Origin of the sequence: Chryseobacterium salipaludis (genome assembly GCF_022968825.1) — a bacterium.
Lineage (GTDB): Bacteria > Bacteroidota > Bacteroidia > Flavobacteriales > Weeksellaceae > Kaistella > Kaistella salipaludis.
The window spans coordinates 22,373-41,969 of sequence record NZ_JALHKS010000006.1; the positions used below are offsets into that span (position 1 = coordinate 22,373).

Consider the following 19,597-nt stretch of genomic DNA (forward strand, 5'->3'; position numbering starts at 1 on the left):
TTGAAATCTGGAATTTGACTTGAAAGCTGATGTGTGATGAGATTACTTAGTGTCCTCGCAATGCAGAAGCTGTTTTTTAAGGCTAGCTGAGTCTCTATGGGCAATCCTTACCAACCTGCAAATATCTTTTGTGTCTGGCCGAAGAAACATCCAGCCGGACGTACGAGTGATGCTTCAGCAGTTTTGTCATTCATCAATTAATTGCTCATCTTTCGTTTCACTGTCTTCGGTGCCATGGCTTTGCTGTTGGGAAGTTTTGTATTCTGCAAAAATTAAACTAAAGAGCACCATAAGTCCAAACATCAGTACTATGACAATCCACCACTTTAAGATATTAAATATCCATAAATAAGGCAAACACGCAACAATTATAAAAAGTATATTTTCCTTCCGTACCCTTGAAAACTGACCCGATAGTAAATTTTTAAAAAGCTCGTTTAACAGCACTATAAGTGTCCAACCAAAGAAGACAAAAATAACTTTTCGCAGCCAGGTTGACAGGTAGGGGCGTTCATCAATAAATAATGTACTGAATGTTAAAACGATTGCAATGACAGAAAGCGTGTTAATAATTACGGAAAAGCTTTTAGCTCGAACTGTGCTTTCTTTTTTCTTATATATGTAGGAGAGATTCAGGTTAAGAATTCGATCTCTTTCGAGCACCATATTATCCCCGGGAATATCCCTGACTATAGTTTCATCAGAAGTCTTACTTCGTACATATTTTTTAACATCCGATAGAACAATGGTCTGCAGCATAAAATTTTCGGAAGATGTGAAATAGCCATCTACTTTTCCAGAATATAAGATAGTATTTTCTCCACCATCGATGAGAACGTCTGCCACAGTATAAGAATAAGTAAGTGTATCGTCGGTATTGCTGCTATACTGGCCTGTTATCAGTCCTTCCCAATAATTTTCATATTTGAAAATACCCAAAACCCGAAAGAGGGAGGTCTTTGTAAATCTGTAGAAAAGATACCCAAAAAAAATTGAAATCAGATAAACACATGACGTAAGAAGAATGATATCAGCAAATAATTCTTTATCGTAGTCTGGAATTTTGTTATTAGAAAGCTGTGTGAAATTTTGTGAGATCTTGTTGTAGGTCAGATTTTCCAATAGCCGTAAGCTAAAGACATTTTCAAGCGACCAAAAAATTAATCCGGAAAGGGCCAGCATCAGTACACTTGCCAATACGGTTAATACGGTTCTCTCGAAAAGATTGCCTCTCTCAAACTCTTTAGAATATTCTTTCCTAAATAAAAATTTCCGGAACAGAAAGCCCGGAAATATAAATATCATTACATAAAGAATAGTGTTTAAGGCAATATTAAGATCTCCCATTGCACTATTTTACTACGATAGTAATTTTTCTATCGGATAGATGAACAGTTTTGCTTTTTTCACCTTTTTTCTTTCTTAACTCTTCAACTGCAGAATTAATTAGCTGTCTGTCGTTTGGATTTTTAAAATCTTCCCGAAAGTTATTAATCGATCTGTCCTCCGCAGCAGTAACAAGCGTAGTAAAAAAGGAATTGATAAGATAAAACACATTTGATAAAATAACCATAGCTGTATTTTTTCTGTTAAGCAAATGTAAGAACAAAAACTTATCCACAACCATTGCACAGTATAAATTTTTGATTATTTTAACAGCTGTCCTAAAAAGTCCCTGCAGATAAAATATTGAATCCTGTGCCAATTGTGTTATTTCAGTGCCTTATAAACATACGCTCTTTAACGCCGACACTTGGAAACCATTCCTTCCAAAAGGTCTTGATGCGATCTATTAAGTTAGCAAAGTAAAATATCTTTACTAGCCATATTATAGTCCCTTTTTGAATTGTTTTGCATAATCATAGAGCATAGGACGCTTAGCTTTTTTATTCCAACATAATCTCATACCTAATTTTAAGCTGTTTCATACATCCTGAACAAGTTCCACATGCATAGTTGGAAATATGGCATGAATGAGCGATACTGATGAGTTCAAGAGGAACATTATACTTCTGAACTAACTCATGACTGTAATAATCCAATGTTGGACACTTTATCTTAATTTTCCCTTCTTGAAAAGATGTCAAATTATTAATCAATTTGTAAAATTCTTTTGTTCCATCAGTATGGAATTGATCAGATTTAACCGACGCTAAGTAAAGTTCTGTAATTCCGTCTTTTATTCCTTGCATCGAAGCTAATGTGATCAACAATTGATTTCTAAATGGCCACCATTCCTCAGATGGGCCAATATCTATATTTTCAGAATTTGCTAATGTGCCTGATCCCAGATGTCTACAATCTACTTTAATAACTTTATGGTTAATCCCTAACTTCTCGCAGACAAACTTCGAAACATAAATCTCTCTCTCTGCTACAGTTTGGCCGTAATCAATCGTATAGGCCAAGTTAGGTCTCAATTTATAAGCGAGACAAATTGAGTCTACACCTCCTGATAATAATAACGCTCTTTTTACAGCTTCCATATAGTATGATATATAGCTGTTGTTAAGTGCTTAAAAATATCCACATTTGCCGGCTTTAACATTAGAAGTTTATCATCAGTACAGGTGCGGTGATATGCTACCATCTTTTTACCCTTCGCCATAGAATATCCTGCTTCAATTAAAGTTCCTGAATCTAAATTGTCTAAAACAAGAAATATTATGTCAGAGTTTTCTATCGCTTCGAGATCTTTTTTAGCAATATTTGCATGATCACCAATTCCTATGTCATGAAACGGCGAAAATACATTTATTCCAAATGACAAAAAGGCGGATCGAACCTTTTCTATTAAAATCAAGTCAGATAAAGAAAAAAATGGTGATGCTATGTATACCTGCATTTTTTCGAGCACCTCATGCTTGTATTCACGATATTTGAAGTTTTCTAATATTGAGGTATCAACGTAGGCTTTCAGATCGCAATATATGGCAGTTGATCTCGATGCGTATAGAGCCGCGTCTTCAATTGAAAGCTTTCTCTCCATCCAGTAATAACCAAAACTTCCTGTGAAAACATCACCTGATCCGATCTTATTTACATTATATGTAATGTATGATGGAATGTTAACTATTTTGTCTTCTAAGTATAAGCTGGCACCGTACGGTCCATTCTTTATAATGAAAGCTGTTACAAGTTCTACCTGGAAAAAATATTTTATAATTTCGTCAATATTATCTGTACCGGCGATCGATTGGGCTTCCTTTTTATTTACTACATAAATCAGTTCTTCTGCTTTCCCAAACTCACTAAACTTTTCAGGTCTTTCTGCGGTTTGAGGGTCATATACAACTTTTTGTCCCTGTATGGAAAGAGCTGCTTCCAACAATCCAAAGACTATAATATTATCTGAGCTTACATTCAGAGTTCTCAATCTTGAAATACACTGTAAACTTGGAATTATTTCTGGTTCATCTAATGAAAAACAGTATTTGAATACTATCAGCTCATGATGCTCCTTACAATAAAATGAGAAATTTTTATAAGCTTTTTTATTTTCGTTAAGGTATGTAACGGTTTGACTATTTCCTACAGTTGAGTATTTTGTAGGACAGTTGTTCTCTAGTAAGAACTTCGTTGCACGAAATCCGGACCCATATAGTTCAGTTGAAATATCGTCGTAATCTATTTCTAGATACGTTCCTCCTAATACATTAATCATTTTGTTTTTTTTGTATGTATACAATACAAGCTGGTGAATTTATGGATTTTATTTCAGCAGTATAAGACGTGCCATTTTTAATACACTCAATAATATCTACGGTATTCAAATGAAGAATGGTTCCTAGGATTTCACCATTCCGATCTTCCAAAATCAGGGTTTCACTACTGGAAAGCATCACCTCTAAAACGTCTCTTACTTGATGCTTTTTGAGAACCATAATATCAATTGAAGAAACAGTCGTTGTCAATGTAGTTTTGTCGCAATCAAATTTGTTTCGTTGTGGCGCTACATAGCTACCCCCACCAGATCCACTCATATTATTTATATAATTAAATTGTGATGACTCAATGTTCAGTTCAGCAGTTTTATTGCATATGCTGTCAGAATAAAAATGATATATCTCTATTCATAATTTTTTCTTCTTATCTTGAATTCTTTCTTGAGGGTTATAATCTCATCTTGGAGATTCTTTAGTTCAACTGAGCTAAGTTTTTCAAATAATAACATAGGATTTATTTCTAAAAAATTACAGATCTTTATTACGTTGGCGGTAGTGAGGTTGGCTTCCCCTTTTTCAATTCTACCGATGTGATTTATAGAAAGTTCTATTTCGTTGGCAAGATCTTGTTGAGAAATCTTTTTGCGTAATCGGTTTACGTGGATAATAATACCCATCTGTTTCAGTACATCAATTGGATTCCATTTATACATTCAATAAAAATTGAAATTTTATTCAAAATTCATCAACACATATATGTGTAGTTGATAAATTATTCCTATATTTGTTTCAGAGTTACATCTGATGATGTAATATTGCAATACTTGATTCAAGCTATTGCTTAGATTCTCGCATCAGGAAATCGCCAACTTTCTACCGAATGCAACGAGAAAATAAGTAAAAGGCTCACGACTTTGGCGTGGGCCCACTTATAACTTCTGTTGCTGGCGTTTGGCGATGCCTCTGATGCAGATTGTGCGAGTGGGTTTCCACGCCGTTTTTATTTCGGGCAGTTTCCCAATTATAAGCACAAAGATCGCACGACGGTAACGGCGCTCACCCCGCCGGGGCAGCAATGCCTTTGGGAAACATTCATTTTTCATTTCACTGTTTAACAGCCGGTAGCGGCTGCCCACCAGAAGGCGGTCCCACAGAGCAGCCAAAAGGCGGCCCCTGAGCGGATCCGAAGGGCAGCCACCCACCGGTAAACAAAAAAGCAACGGCCTGATAAAACAACAAACATATCACCGCCCAACAACGGCAGCACTCCCGCGAGCACCAGCGTACCACCGTCATTGCGAGGAGCACGAAGTGCGACGAAGCAACCCCCTGAGCGGCAGAGCTCATCTGAACAGCAGCGCACCCTGCACCTAATAACAAATAAACAGATAAACAACTAAACAACCTCCAACCCTCTAATTTCTAACCCTCTAATATCTAATATCTAGTAAAAAGATCCGCCCACCACGGGAAAGCCGCACTTTCTTCATAATCACCAACGGCTTTCCCCAGGCAGATCGAGTAAGAAGTAGGGAGTAAGGAGTTCGGAGGAGTAGGGAGTGGGAGAAGAAAGAACAAAGAACAAAGAAGAAAGAAGAAAGAAGAAAGAGAAAAGAGATCAGATAACAGACTGGAAGATAACAAACTCATTCCTTCCCGCCTATCATTATACTTTGTACATTATACAGAACCACCAAATGATCCTAAAAACTCAAACCTACCCGATGCCTATAGCGTACAGCATTTAGCGTAGAGCAGATAACCACCAGCCTATCATGATACAGAATCACAAAACCACCAACAAAACCGAACACTATGAAAACCTAAAACCCAACCCCACTTAAGGCGTACAGCTTACAACCTCCGCCTATCATTATACATTGTACATAATACATAGTACAGCCAAAAAAAAGCCCTTTCTCCACAAGTTTAGCGACACAGGAGAAAGAGCCGTGTAATTAATCAATAACTAATTAAAAACTTACACAAAACTATGAAAAAAAACCATAGTTGCTTCAGCGGCACCCTCGGTACCCTGATGCTCAGCGTCCTCATCTCCCATGTGCAGGCGCAAAACCACACCGTTTCCGGCACCGTCACCTATGCCGGCAAACCCCTCGCCGGCGTCACCGTTGCCGCCGATAACAGCTCCCAGCTCACCACCACCGCCTCTGATGGCACCTGGCGGCTGCAGCTCCCTGTCGAAACCACCACCCTCCTCTTCCGCCATCCCCGCTTCGGCGAACGGCGCGAAGAAATCGACGGGCGCACGGTCATCAACCTGGCGCTCGATGAAAAAGAAACCTCCATCGAAGAAGTCGTTCTCAATGCCGGCTACTATAAAGTCCGCGGCCGCGAAAGCACCGGCAGCATCGCCAAAGTCTCCGCCAAAGACATCGAAAACCAACCCGTCACCAACGTCCTCTCCGCCGTACAGGGCCGGATGGCCGGTGTTAGCATTACCCAAAACAGCGGTACCCCCGGCGGCGGCTATGACATCCAGATTCGCGGGCGTAATAGTCTGCGCAATGCCCTCAACAGCCTGACGGATGGGAATCAACCACTCTTTATCATTGATGGGGTACCAATTTCCGGTGATGTCCCTTCTTTTAACAGTGCGGGACTGCTTCCTCTGAAAAGCATCAGTCCGCTCAACAGCATTCATCCCAATGATATCGAAAGCATCGAAATCCTCAAAGATGCAGATGCGACCGCGATTTATGGCAGCCGTGGCGGGAACGGTGTCGTCCTGATCACAACAAAAAAAGGAAAGCCGTCACCTGTGCGGGTGACGGTCAACTCAAGCTATAGTCTCAGCAAAGTAGCAAGTCGGTTACAACTAATGAATACAGAGCAGTATCTTAAAATGCGTACGCAGGCTTATGAAAATGTGGGCCAGACAGCTTATCCTGCCAATGCCTATGACATCAACGGCGGCTGGGATCAGGCTCGCTCCGTAGACTGGCAGAAAGAACTGATCGGCGGGACGGCGGAAAATACAGGGCTGCAGGCGGCAGTGTCAGGAGGTAGCGACAAAAACAGCTTCTCTGTCAGTGCTTCACATAACAATCATACTTCTGTCTTCCCGGGTGACTACCGCTACCAGGCAAATTCATTCACAGGCAATTTTAGTCATCAGTCACCGGACAACCGCTTTCGCCTGGGCTTTTCCAATATTTTTAGTTTAACTTCTCACGACGGACTGGAAACGGATTTTACAGGCCGGGCGTTGACCTTGGCACCTAATGCACCTCTTTTGTATGATGCCGACGGCAATCTGAACTGGGAACAGGACACATTTGACAACCCTTTAGCCGCACTGAATGCACGCTACCAAAATAAAACACGTTTGCTCAATCAGAATATTAATATCGACTATAAGCCGGTATCATCGCTAAGCTTAAAACTTAATGCAGGTCTCACCTTCCGCGATTTAGACGAATGGACTGTTACACCAAGTACTGTTTACAGCCCCGGTTCAGGTATGGGATCCAGTGCAGATTTTTCTTCTTCTTCCCGGGGAAATGCTTCTGCCTTTTCCTATCTGCTGGAGCCCCAGCTGGAATGGCATAAGAAAACAAAAATCGGCACTTGGAATGCAGTCGCGGGATTAACCTACCAACAGGCATTCTCAGAGTCGTCTGCTATGAATGGCTTTGGCTTTGCCAGCAATGCACTGCTTTATAATATTGCAGCCGCAAATTATGTAATGCTCCGACCTACTAAAGAAACGCAATATAAATACGCAGCCATCTTTAGTAGAATTAATTATCAGTTGCGAAACCGTTATATACTGAATCTGACAGCACGCCGCGACGGCTCCAGCCGGTTTGGCCCTAATAAGCGTTTTGCTTCATTTGGCGCTGTAGGTGCTGCCTGGCTCATTTCTGAAGAACCCTTTTTAAAAAAAACATCCTGGCTGCCTTACGCAAAAATACGTGGGAGCTACGGTCGGACAGGTAGCGATGCTATTGGCGACCATCAGTTTACAGATACATACACCTTAGGGTATTATCAGTACAATGACCAGACAGGCTTATACCCCTCAAGATTGTATAATCCCGATTTCTCCTGGGAAAAAACGAATAAACTTGAGCTTGCATTAGAACTTTCATTCTGGAAAGAAAAAGCAAGTCTGACTGCTGCCTGGTACCAGAACAGGTCCACCGATCAGCTCATTGGTTTTCCGCTTCCGGCAACTACAGGGTTTGCATCTGTCTTGGCTAATTCTCCCGCCACCGTTCAGAACAGCGGTCTGGAACTGGAATTGCAATTGCATCCGCTTCGCACAAAAGATTGGAACTGGAAAGCCTCTCTTAACTTAACGCTTCCGGACAACAAGCTGTTGGCATTTCCGGGTTTGGAAACATCTACCTTTGCCAACCGCTATGTCATTGGCAAATCGATTTATGGGGTACGACTACTAAATTATGAAGGAATAGATCAGCAGACCGGACATTATCAGTTTACAGACCTAAATGCGGATGGAAAAATAACGTTGTCCGATGATGCAGCGGCCTTCTTGGATTTGGGGCCAAGTCTCTTTGGTGGCTTTCAGAACACCTTGCAATATAAAAGTTTCTCTTTTTCGTTCCTTGTGCATTTTGTCAGGCAACAAGGCTGGAACTATATAAGAACAATGGGCGTTCCCGGAGCTATGGCCAACATGCCCGTCGAATTCCTTAATGTATGGTCACCAGAAAATCCGGCCGGCTTATTTATGCCTTACACACCGGGGACCAATGCTCTGACTAATGCTCTGACAGACCATTACCGTAACAGTACGGCTGCTGTCAGTGATGCTTCCTTTCTCCGATTGAAGAATGTACAGCTCAATTACCAGCTGCCGCACTTAATATCAGGAGTACACAGCGCCAGTCTCTATATGCAGGGACAAAACCTGTGGACTTGGACCCGCTATTTCGGCTTGGATCCTGAATCAGTGACCAGCGGATATTTACCGCCATTAAAGACCCTTTCTCTGGGGATGCAACTTACCTTTTAATACTCTACCTCATGAAATTTACTACATATTTTACAAACGCAACTGCCTGCTTACTGCTGTTTTCAGCAGTTTCCTGCGAAAAAATGCTGGTCGTGGACGGCCCGGTTGAGCAGCTGAATACCCAGCAGGTTTTTGAATCTGTTTCCACCGCTGATGCGGCACTCAGCCACCTCTATAGCGAACTTCAGTCTGGCGGTTTTATCAGCGGTGGAAGTCTCGGAAGTGGTGCTGTGCTCGGTACATATACAGATGAACTGATCAGCTACAGCAGCTCAATGCAGAATGCAACATATGATCTTTACAATAACGTACAGGGCAGTTCTAACCTTACTGTAAAAATGGTATGGGGCAACGCTTGGAGCCATATATACATGGCTAATGCTATTATCCATGGAATTAAAAACAGCAGTACAATTCCTTCCGATGACCAGCGTAGAATAAAAGGAGAAGCGCTGTTGGTGCGAACCCTCCTCTACTTGCAGCTCCTGCAGATCTTTGGTGATATTCCCTATACCACCACTACCGATTACCAGATAAATCAGCAGTTAAAAAAACAATCTGAAACAGAAATACTCAGCTATCTCCGGCAGGATGCCGCAGATGCCGCCGAACTGTTGTCGGATGAGTACCGCAGCTATGAACGCATTTATCCCAACCGTAAAGTAGCGCAAATGATACACGCAACTGTTCTGTTGACTGCTGGTGATCCTGCCACAGCAGAAGGGGTGCTCCGCGATATCATTGCCAGCCCTTTGTATGAAATGGAAACCAATCTGGAAGACACTTTTCAAAAAGAAGGTACTCATATCCTGTGGCAACTCAAACCACTCTATTTTGGCGAACCAACACAGGAAGCCCTTCTTTATTATTTCCAAAGCACGCTGCCGTCGTCTTTCACGTTGTCTGATGCCTTAGTCGATTCTTTCGCGCCCGGAGACCTGCGAAAGGAAAGATGGATCTTGCCGCTCGCCGTCAATGGCAAGCAGTACTATCGTGCTGTTAAGTACAAAAATGTGGAAAGCAATACCGAAGAGTATTCGATTCTGTACCGCTTGTCTGAGGCATATCTGATGCTCGCGGAAGCGATGATACAGCAGGATAAGAAAAACGAGGCTTTGCCCTATCTTAATGCTGTGCGCCGGAAAGCCGGCTTGGAACCTTTCCAAGCGGCTGGGTCAAAACAACAGATGCTTGATGATCTGCTTCAGGAATACAGGCATGAATTCTTTACCGAACGCGGCATCAGGTTCACTACCCTGAAAAGATTGGGACGTTTGGACGTTTTATCTTCCACTAAACCTGGTTGGAAAACTTTTCACCGCAGGTGGCCGCTTCCTTTTTCCGATCTCATGCTTAATAATAATCTTAATCCGCAAAATGATGGGTATTAAAATTATAGTATTCCGCTTAATCGCCCTGCTCTTGATGTTTATAATTTGCGCGGAGCAAGTTTCCGCACAAAAAATAAAAAAATATCCCGCTACCAGATATTTGCCGGTAGATGTGAAGGTTTCTCATGATAATAAATATCTGACTTTCCAAAAAAACCATGAGTACAGATCAGATACCTTAGTCTTGCTTTCTGTTGCCTGGCCGGAACAAATTTTATATCAGATGGGGGGCACTAATCCCGACAGTCTACATTTTCTCCCTGATGAATTTTTATATGTGAACACGGGTTCAGTTGCAAATCTTTTGCATATTCCGACCCTTACTGTGAAAAAGTGGGAGAATGCAAAGAAGGCATTTTATTCGGTCCGACATCAACGGATATGTATCCTACGAAATAACACCCTTGAAATCTATGATTCGCATGGAAAACTTTTGTCCGCCATCGAAGAGGTAATAACCGTAGAAGAACAGGCACAGCGTATTCTGTATACCGTTAAAGAAAACAATAACTACCATTTAATGGAATGGATGCCTGGTAAGGTCGTCCGTCTATTTTCAGCTGATAGACCCAATTTTCAGGTGTTCTACGCTACGCAAAAAGAGTTGATCATACAGCTACAAGAAGAGAATAAAGAACTGGCGCTGTTTTACGTGGGAAAATCAGGAGATCCGACTCCTGTTAGTATAAAGGAAATACCACGAACGTCTAATTTAGCCGCGGCTTCGGCCGTGGGTTCGGATAAAATTCTTTTGACCCTTTCCGTTCCTGATGAACAGCCAGATCTAGGTTCCACCGTGGATATATGGTATCCTAACGATCGGCAACTGGAAAAGAAAATACTTCCGGCCGAAAAACTGGTAAGTCTTATATTTAAGTCTGACTCCGGTCATTCAACTTTGCTGGATCATGCTAGTTTCGCCTATCATACCGCGATCGGAAACAGCCGTTATCTTTTGGCCTTAAATCCACATCAAAATCGCGACTATACACGTGACTACATACAGCAGCCGGTGTTCAGGTATGATACAAAGACCGCCACATACAAAAATTTGGGTGTGGCTGGATTAATTGCTTATTCGAGCTTAGATGGGAAGTATCTGCTGTCACATGACACCGCCAATTGGGTGCTTTTTGATATCAACTCGGGCACGCGTAGAGTAATACAGTATGAGCGGGAAACAGTACCGTACTTTTCTGACAATGGTAAACAAATCCTCTTTTTTGGCACTGGAAATATTAGTGCTTATGATCTTAGAACAGGTAGACTGCATGCCACGAAACTTCCCGCTGGTTTTGTCGCCGAGGCTTTGGGTGGGAACCGAATAACGATACCTCTCCAAAAATTTATGTCGTGGACTTCCTACGATCAGGATCTTCCTTTGATCTTGAGGATTCAGCATCCGGAAACCACGCAACAGGCGTTGGGTACCTACCAGCAGAACGCGTTTAGCGTGCTGACCAGCGTGGGCTTAGAGCAGTTTTCGCCTGTAAGCGCAGATCTGAAAAACAAGACGTACTTCTATACGGTTGCGGACTACAACCGTCCGCCTGAATTGTATATTCACCAGCAAGGAAACACGCGCAAAGTGTTTCAGACAAATAAAGACGATAAAGACATTTCGCATTATCGTATGCAGAGGATTTCCTATACCAATTCGAAGAGTGTCCCACTGACCGGTTTATTGTATTATCCGCTTCACCACCAAGCCTCTCAGAAATACCCGATGATTGTCGGAATATATGAGAAACTACGATTCAAAGCAAACCATTATTTACGCGATGGCTTTGCCGGGGTCGTTGAGGGATTTAATATCAGGTCTTATCTGGATGAGGGATATTTTGTATACTTGCCCGACATTGTCTACGACAGTCGTGGCACAGGATGGTCCGCACTCGACTGCGTGGAGTCCGCCATGGATGCCCTCAAAAATAAACCCTCTGTCGACCTCACGAAAGTAGGACTGATTGGCCACTCTCACGGTGGTTACGAAACCAATTTCATCGCCACACAAAGTCCTCGCTTTGCAGCCTTTGTCGCCGGTGCCGGAAACAGTGACCTGGTCAGGTCTTATCACTCTTTCAACTATAACTTCCTCAGTCCTTTCTTTTGGCAGTTTGAAGATCGGCAGTACCGCATGTTCACTTCTTTTGCTGATAATAAAGAGTTGTATATTTCCAACAGTCCGGTGTATCATGCTGAAAAAGTAAACAAACCGATTTTGCTCTGGACCGGCATGCTGGATCAGAATATTGATTGGAACCAAACCATGGAATTTTATCTTGCTTTGCGGCGTAATCATAAAGAAGTGATTGCTTTGTTTTATAAAGACGAAGAACATAGTTTTTTAGACATAAAAAACCGTGCAGATCTTTTTAATCGGATAGCACAGTGGTTTGATCATCATTTGAAAGGGTACACGAGAGACTGGATAAGTGATATGAATAAGTAAAGAGGATGCCCTTGTGGCATCCTCCTTTTTAAATTAGGGTCTTTCAAACAGCTTAACTGCGCATGAAGTTCCATTAAGGTCGTATAGCTGCTGGCTCACACCACCTACGACCGCAGTACAGACGATAATGCCGTCTGTGTCGCACATTTTGCCGGACGGGATACATTTCGGAGTGTGATTGTTCTGAAATGCATAGCCCGGACGTAATGCTTTCCCCTCATTCTCTGCCGGATGCGTTGCATACGCACTGCCGGCTCCTGCTAACGCGATCAGCGCAGGTAACAGGATTTTTTTAAAATTTTTCATAATAAAAATGTTAAATTGGTAAATGCCTACTCTGGTCAGGGTTTTCGGCTCTCCCCTTTATCGTATTTTATCCGTGATAATTCGCTCCAGCCGGTACCGTACCAGCTCATCGCCCGACAGGATAAAAAAGTGACTGCCCGTCACCAACATCTGGCGCATTTGGCTCTTTCCGCGGTGTTGCACATACATACTGCCGGCATACCCCGCCGGCGCGGTGGAATAGAGGTCCACCACTGCATTTTTTCGCCACATCTCCGAAGTTTCATAGCGACCGCGCAGGCCCGATTCTACGAACAGTAAGCCTCCGGACGCTTCCATCGTACGGTTGGACACCATCGGCGGCGCAGCCAGCTTTCGCCTGCCGCCCGCCAGCGTGGTCACCTCCAGTTTTGCCTGCGACATCGTGTCAATCGTTTTGAGCTGTAGTTGATTTTCCAACTCTGTATTCACCTGCAGAATCGGATTCTTATAATAGAAAAAGTAATAAACCCTATTTTGCCTGTCGTCATACACCAGCTGTCCGTCTGCGTCAAAGCCACCGTCTCTTTTCTTCGTAAGAAGATCGTCATTGATGACCACCGGCTGACGCATGCCGGGGTTCAGTACTGCCAGCGCTGTTTTTCCGCTGGCCTTGTCTTCTACCCTCAACATGAATTGGTCGCCCGGCAGATGGGTCAGTTGATCAAAATACACCTCTTGATGGCTGATTTCTCGCAACAACAAGTCTCGTGGAAGGTTATTCGCTTTGTAAATAACGGGTACGGTGCCATCAAACCCATATAGCTCCCCATGCTCAACCCGATATTGCAGATTGCGAAAGATATGATAGGTTTCCGGCCTCACCTCCAGCGTGTCAATACCACCTAACCCAAAGTCGATGGACAGCAGCCGGAAAGGGGTGCTGGGATTCCCTAAATAAAGTTTGCTCCCGTCGTGGCCCGCAAAGTAATAAGAATCGAAACCGAGGTCCAGTGTTTTCTCTTCCGTGATGGGATGTGGTGGAAAAATACGTATGAAATTGTTTTCATTTCTAGTCATATGTTCAGATGTTCTTGCAAGCAGAAACACTCCTGCAAGGGTGGCCAGCCCCGTAAGTCCAAGCTGAAAGTAAAAAGAAGACGGCTTGGATTGTTTTTCGGGACTCATCAGGTAAAAACCTGCTCCGGCAAATAGGGTGGCTGCACTGTTAAAAATAAGGTGTTCAGTCCAGCCCATTTTTTCGAGAATACCACCGCAGGAGCAGGGAATAAAATAACTGTAATTCAGGATCAGCCAGACATAACCTGTAAAGGCTGTCATCAACACAAAAGACATCAGCAAACCAATCTTCCGCATCATCGGAAAAATAAGTAATGCCGAAACGGCCAGCTCAATGAAAATGACGCCATAAGAAATGAATCCGGTGTACGGACTGACCAGTGGCGACACGGCCAGCTGTTGTTGGAAATCCTCGAAACCTTTTATTTTACTCACAGCAGTATAACAGAATAAGAGAATGAAGAAACAGGCGGCTGCATAAGGCAGATATTGAGTTGCTTTTTTCATGGTATAAAGTTTTAACAGGCATATAAAAGCTGCCAGCGTACCGCTTTGCCGCAATAATCAGGCATCGGCTTCCCTTTGATGACGGGCTGGGTCGTACTGACCGCTCCATCTACTTTCCAGATGCCGCTTACAGGGCATTTCGCGGAAGTTCGTGCAAAAACAGGCGTGGCTCGCATGCTTCTTTTTTAAGTTGTAAACTGTCCGTTCTCCAGTTATCACGGTCTCTGGGGACATCCTTCGGCGGGTCTTTTGTTTCGCTTTCTGCTGCAGTACTGTCAGTTACGATTCTTTGTGTGTTGGTGGCAGAAAACTCCTGCGAAAATTCTTCCGCCGCACCGAGTTCCCGGCAGGACGTAACCGCCAGTAAAGCGAGGGCAGCTAATAATACTTTTCTCATGTGTTAGGATTTTGATTAGTAAAAAATCCCCGCGGGTATCATAGAATTCTGAGAACGAAGGTAGCTGCCAGCGTAACGCCTTCAAAACACTTGCAAGGGTAATTCCTGAAAATCCGGTGTGTTTTTCTTAAAAACACCATACATCATCTTGCTTCTATTATTTTGGTTATCATATATTTACATATCCGCCATGACCAGGGTGCCTATATTTAACAATTTCTGTGTTGCATCCTTCAGTTTTTGGTTATTTTAGTAAAATCAGATGTATATGAGGACCCATTATTTACATTTCATCCCAATAATCCTGTTCCTGCTGACCACGTCAAACTCCATGTCCGCTCAGGATTTCAATAAATACAGGGAGCGGTACGAACATTTCGCTGAAAATGATTCAACTGCCTTTTTGCACCTCACTCCGTATATCCGACAGGCAAAGGCAGAGAAAAACAAAGTAGAGTTGGTGCAGGCCTACAAAGACGCCGTCAGCTTCAGTACCACGCGCAAACTGTCCTATGCGGACAGCATGTTGTGGGCTGCCTCGCAATCGGGGCGCAAAGACCTGCTCGCGCAGGCCCACCTTACGAAGGGTACTGTATATTATTTTAATTACCACAAGTTTCAGCCTGCCTTGGATGAATATTTGAAAGCGTGGAAAATAACCTCCACCGGAAGCGATCCGTATCTGCGCTACAAAAACCTGTATCATATCGGGGTCGTCAAAGCATATCTGGGCTACCATGCCGAAGCGCTGGACATATTTCAGCAGTGCCACCGCTTTTTTAACAAACCGCTGGAGGTCCCCGAACTGCCTAACAAGCGGTTTAACAGAATGAAAGGGTACCTCAATACCCTGCATCAGCTGTCGGGTTGTCTGCTGCATCTGGATCGTGATGAAGAAGCCCGCGCCCTCATCCTGGAAGGACTGCAGAAAACCGCCGGCACCTCCGACTTCTTTTTGGAACGGAGCTATTTCTTTAAACTGCAGGGCATCTACTTTTACAAAAAACAACAGTATCATGCATCCGGTGTCGCCTTGCATACCGCTTTACCGGGTCTGGAGAAAAAGCAGGACGCCGCCAATATAGCCTTGGTATATTATTATCTCGGGAATGGTCAGCAGCAGCTCGCTCAGCCTCAGCAGGCCGTTCATTACTTCACCGCTGTAGATTCTCTTTTCCGCCATGCTGACTTTCTGCTGCCTGAGACCCGGCCGGCTCTGGAGTATCTGATCACCTTTCACCGTCAGGCAGGCAACCCTGCCCGCGAACTGTATTTCACCACCCAGCTTCTCAGGGCAGACCGGCTCATTCTGGAAGATTACCGCCGACTGCCGCGTGGCATCCGTCAGCAGTACGACAAGGCAGACCTCCAGCTGGCACGGCAGGAGCTGGAAAGCGCCCTCTACCGCAGCCGCGTCCTGACAACTGTTTCTGCGATGATGGTGCTCGGCTTGTTTGGGTGGCTCTGGTACCGCCGGCGAGCTTCGGAACCCGTAACCGGTGAACCCTCTCTTCCGCTGGCGGCGGGCAGTGAGGAAGAACCGATAGCCACTCCCTCCGCGCTCAGAGCGGTACCCGATGCCGTGGTCGCTTCCGTGCTGCACCGCCTGCAGAAGTTGGAGCAGAAGCATTTCTATCTTCAGCCGCGCATGACCCTGAATAAACTCGCACCACTCGTCAAAACCAATACCTCTTATCTGAGCCGCATTATTCGGGACCATTACAATTGCAGCTTTACAGAATATTTGCGCAACAAGCGTATTGCCTACCTCACCCAAATGCTGCACGAAAACCGGCAATGGCGCAATTATTCACTGGAACATCTTGCCGCTGAATGTGGCTTTCTCGAGCACAAAACCTTTTCAGCTGCCTTCCAGGCAGTCCACGGCGTCAAACCCCTCGACTATATCACGCAACTCGATCCGGACAAACCCGCCGCCACAGAAAAGTAACCCTCCCTGCGGCCAGCGCTCATTTTAAATTATTGCCACCTATTCCCCTCCTCCGGACAGGTGAGCCTTTTCACCGGAAAAGACTCGGGGTGGTTCCCTCTGACCTCTATATTCTTAAAGTCTATTGTCTTTTATCTTTCCACCTATTACAGAACATTTTTATGGTAATAAGCACGCCCGAAAACAAACGATCAATATAGAATCATGTTAACAATAAGCTTGGACACAGGAAACGGAGGCGATTAAAAATTGGAAATTATTTTGGTTAAAAAATTTACCTGTCCGAGTGGCGGCCAAAACGTATCATCGAAGAAAAACTTTTATTTCCGCCCGAGTTTGGTAAATTTTAGAAAATAATTTTCGATTTCAGCCGAGTTTCCAGTCCTTGATCTTTTGGTCCGTTTGCATCAAGGCAAAAGGACAAAGATTAAGAAAGGTAACTGCACCTAAATTCTCCCTCTATTGAGTCTTATTCAAACCACCCCGTCCGTGCGCTCCGCGCACCGACACCCCTCCGAAGGAGGGGAATAACTTCGCTATTGTAGTGCATTTCTGCCAATAAGTAAAGAAATATCAGATTAAATCTTTTCAATAAAGGTTTTTCTGTGCCGTAAAGAGGTGTCGACCCGCGGACTAATCCCCAAAGCCTGGATTAACAGCGCCTTCACAGCAGCGCTTTTTCACATGAGCAAACCCCTTCAATCTGGCGTACTCCATTCCCCTCCTTCGGAGGGGTGGGACTTTTCGTCAGAAAAGGCTCGGGGTGGTTCCCCTCCAACGGCTATAACCACATGAGCAAACCCCTTTCAATCTGGCGTACCCCATTCCCCTCCTCCGGAGGGGTGGGCCTTTTCGTTAGAAAAGGCTCGGGGTGGTTACCTCTGACTTCTATATTCTTAAACTCTATTGTCTTTTATCTTTCTACCTATTACAGAACATTTTTTCGGTAATAAGCACGCCCGAAAACAAACGATCAATATAGAATCATGTTAACAAAGAGCTCGGACACAGGAAACGGAGGCGATTAAAAATTGGAAATTATTTTCGTTAAAAAATTTACCTGTCCGAGTGGCGGCCAAAACGTATCATCGAAGAAAAACTTTTATTTCCGCCCGAGTTTTGGTAAATTTTAGAAAATAATTTTCGATTTCAGCCGAGTTTCCAGTCCTTGATCTTTTGGTCCGTTTGCATCAAGGCAAACCCGCCTTAGCGGGTTCGCTGATTCCTTTAAAAAAAAAATAAAAAGATGAAGCAAAAGGACGTAATTTAAAAATCACCTGCAACCTTTTCTCCCCATTGCAATAAGCACGGCGAGGTGGCAGCCCTCTCAACGGAATGCTCCCTTCAAAATCAATCCTTGCATTCCCTTGGGGGGGGATGGGACTTTTTGTTAGAAAAGGCTCGGGGTGGTTCCCCTCCAACTGCTATAACCACATGAGCAAACCCCTTCAATCTGGCGTACCCCATTCCCCTCCCACGGAGGGGTGGGACTTTTCGTCAGAAAAGGCCCGGGGTGGTTACCCTCCAACGGCTATAACTACATGAGCAAACCCCCTACAATCTGGCGTACTCCATTCCCCTCCTCCGGAGGGGCGAGACTTTTCGCCAGAAAAGGCTCGGGGTGGTTCAGCATCACTCTGTATCTACCTGTTGCTCAAGGCAAAATGTTGTAATACATACTTTATATATCATATAATACTATTATCTTTTCCTAAAATCTAAAATGACATCTTCAGCCGTTCCCGAACGTAAAATCCTGACCGTCATTAACGGTATCGAAATTAAAGAAAGGCGACTGGGGAGTTTGCCATATAATTCGCGATTAAAGCAATTTGCAGTACAAAACAGACGTGCGGGCCATCTGTGTGAGGTTTTGTTTTGGAAACATGTGCGGAATAAATCTTTTCATGGGCTCAACTTTGTGCGCCAGAAAATTATCGGATCTTATATAGTTGACTTCTACAACAAACCTTTGGGCCTGGCGATTGAAATTGACGGTTGGATACATGAATACCAGACAGAAAGCGATACCATAAGACAACTCAAACTTGAAAGAATGGGGGTCTGTATTTTTCGGGTGAACAATGAAGATGTTCTGTACAATATGCACTGGGTGCATCAGGAACTGGAAAATTTCATTATTGAAAATTTTAAATAAAAGGCAGATACAAGTGGTCTTTTCGACAAGTCCTACCACCCCGTCCGTACGCTCCGCGCACCGACACCCCTCCGGAGGAGGGGAATAACTTCGCTATTGTAGTGCATTTGTGCCAATAAGTAAAGAAATATCAGATTAAATCTTTTCAATAAAGGTTTTTCTGTGCCGTAAAGAGGTGTCGACCCGCGGACTAATCCCCAATATCTGGATCAACAGCTCTTTCATAGCAGCGCTTTTTTTCACATGAGCACCCCCCTACAATCTGGCATACACCATTCCCCTCCTCCGGAGGGGTGGGACTTTTCGCCAGAAAAGGCTCGGGGTAGTACCCCTCCAATTGCTATAACCACATGAGCAAACCCCTACAATCTGGCATACACCATTCCCCTCCTCCGGAGGGGTGGGACTTTTCGCCAGAAAAGGCTCGGGGTGGTTACCCTCCAACGGCTATAACTACATGAGCAACCCCCCTTCAATCTGGCGTACCCCAATCCCCTCCTCCGGAGGGGTGGGACTTTTCGTTAGAAAAGGCTCGGGGTGGTTACCCTCCAACGGCTATAACCACATTAGCAAACCCCCTACAATCTGGCGTACCCCATTCCCCTGCTTCGGAGAGTTGGGACTTTTCGTTAGAAAAGGCTCGGGGTGTTTCCCCTCCAACTGCTATAACCACATGAGCACCCCCCCTTCAATCTGGCGTACCCCATTCCCCTCCCACGGAGGGGCG

The 19,597-nt window shown here is 44.1% G+C and carries 14 protein-coding genes; 5 read left to right on the forward strand and 9 right to left on the reverse strand.

Features of this window, described 5'->3' with window-relative positions; translation table 11 throughout:
• Positions 1-186: 186 nt before the first annotated feature.
• The 6 genes from MVI27_RS10080 to MVI27_RS10105 form a co-directional block, all read right to left on the reverse strand.
• Positions 187-1,347: a hypothetical protein gene (locus MVI27_RS10080; protein ID WP_246961474.1), complete on the reverse strand. Its 1,161-nt coding sequence runs from the start codon at positions 1,345-1,347 to the stop codon at positions 187-189.
• A 4-nt stretch (positions 1,348-1,351) separates the two neighbouring features.
• Positions 1,352-1,705, reverse strand: a complete 354-nt coding sequence (locus MVI27_RS10085) for a hypothetical protein (protein WP_246961476.1) — start codon at positions 1,703-1,705, stop codon at positions 1,352-1,354.
• Between the two features lie 181 nt (positions 1,706-1,886).
• Entirely contained in the window at positions 1,887-2,486 is a 600-nt protein-coding gene (locus tag MVI27_RS10090; protein WP_246961477.1) for a 7-cyano-7-deazaguanine synthase, read from the reverse strand.
• On the reverse strand, positions 2,474-3,664 hold the full coding sequence (locus MVI27_RS10095; protein ID WP_246961478.1) for a PfkB family carbohydrate kinase: 1,191 nt from the start codon (positions 3,662-3,664) through the stop codon (positions 2,474-2,476). The genes MVI27_RS10090 and MVI27_RS10095 overlap by 13 nt, the downstream gene beginning before the upstream one ends.
• Positions 3,657-3,983: a hypothetical protein gene (locus MVI27_RS10100; RefSeq protein WP_246961479.1), complete on the reverse strand. Its 327-nt coding sequence runs from the start codon at positions 3,981-3,983 to the stop codon at positions 3,657-3,659. The genes MVI27_RS10095 and MVI27_RS10100 overlap by 8 nt, the downstream gene beginning before the upstream one ends.
• 86 nt (positions 3,984-4,069) lie before the next feature.
• On the reverse strand, positions 4,070-4,378 hold the full coding sequence (locus MVI27_RS10105; protein ID WP_246961480.1) for a helix-turn-helix domain-containing protein: 309 nt from the start codon (positions 4,376-4,378) through the stop codon (positions 4,070-4,072).
• 1,280 nt (positions 4,379-5,658) lie between these two features.
• Between MVI27_RS10105 and MVI27_RS10110 the strand changes: the two genes are divergently transcribed.
• From MVI27_RS10110 to MVI27_RS10120, 3 genes are read left to right on the forward strand one after another with little or no spacing between them, the layout of a single operon-like run.
• Positions 5,659-8,670, forward strand: coding sequence for a SusC/RagA family TonB-linked outer membrane protein (locus tag MVI27_RS10110; RefSeq protein WP_246961481.1), 3,012 nt, complete (start codon positions 5,659-5,661; stop codon positions 8,668-8,670).
• 11 nt (positions 8,671-8,681) lie between these two features.
• A complete protein-coding gene (locus MVI27_RS10115) occupies positions 8,682-10,061 on the forward strand; it encodes a RagB/SusD family nutrient uptake outer membrane protein (protein WP_246961482.1) in 1,380 nt (459 codons plus the stop codon).
• The gene (locus MVI27_RS10120; protein WP_246961483.1) at positions 10,048-12,513 is read left to right on the forward strand and encodes an alpha/beta hydrolase family protein; all 2,466 of its coding nucleotides are present in this window, start codon (positions 10,048-10,050) and stop codon (positions 12,511-12,513) included. The genes MVI27_RS10115 and MVI27_RS10120 overlap by 14 nt, the downstream gene beginning before the upstream one ends.
• Before the next feature lie 33 nt (positions 12,514-12,546).
• Here the strand turns inward: MVI27_RS10120 and MVI27_RS10125 are convergent, their stop codons facing one another.
• From MVI27_RS10125 to MVI27_RS10135, 3 genes are all read right to left on the reverse strand, one after another.
• Positions 12,547-12,819: a DUF6520 family protein gene (locus MVI27_RS10125; protein ID WP_246961485.1), complete on the reverse strand. Its 273-nt coding sequence runs from the start codon at positions 12,817-12,819 to the stop codon at positions 12,547-12,549.
• Between the two features lie 57 nt (positions 12,820-12,876).
• Positions 12,877-14,364, reverse strand: coding sequence for a MauE/DoxX family redox-associated membrane protein (locus tag MVI27_RS10130; protein ID WP_246961487.1), 1,488 nt, complete (start codon positions 14,362-14,364; stop codon positions 12,877-12,879).
• Positions 14,365-14,491: 127 nt separating this feature from the next.
• Entirely contained in the window at positions 14,492-14,761 is a 270-nt protein-coding gene (locus tag MVI27_RS10135) for a hypothetical protein (RefSeq protein ID WP_246961489.1), read from the reverse strand.
• 268 nt (positions 14,762-15,029) lie between these two features.
• Between MVI27_RS10135 and MVI27_RS10140 the strand changes: the two genes are divergently transcribed.
• Positions 15,030-16,712, forward strand: coding sequence for a helix-turn-helix domain-containing protein (locus MVI27_RS10140; RefSeq protein WP_246961491.1), 1,683 nt, complete (start codon positions 15,030-15,032; stop codon positions 16,710-16,712).
• Between the two features lie 1,723 nt (positions 16,713-18,435).
• A complete protein-coding gene (locus tag MVI27_RS10145) occupies positions 18,436-18,870 on the forward strand; it encodes an endonuclease domain-containing protein (RefSeq protein ID WP_246961493.1) in 435 nt (144 codons plus the stop codon).
• Positions 18,871-19,597 lie beyond the last annotated feature (727 nt).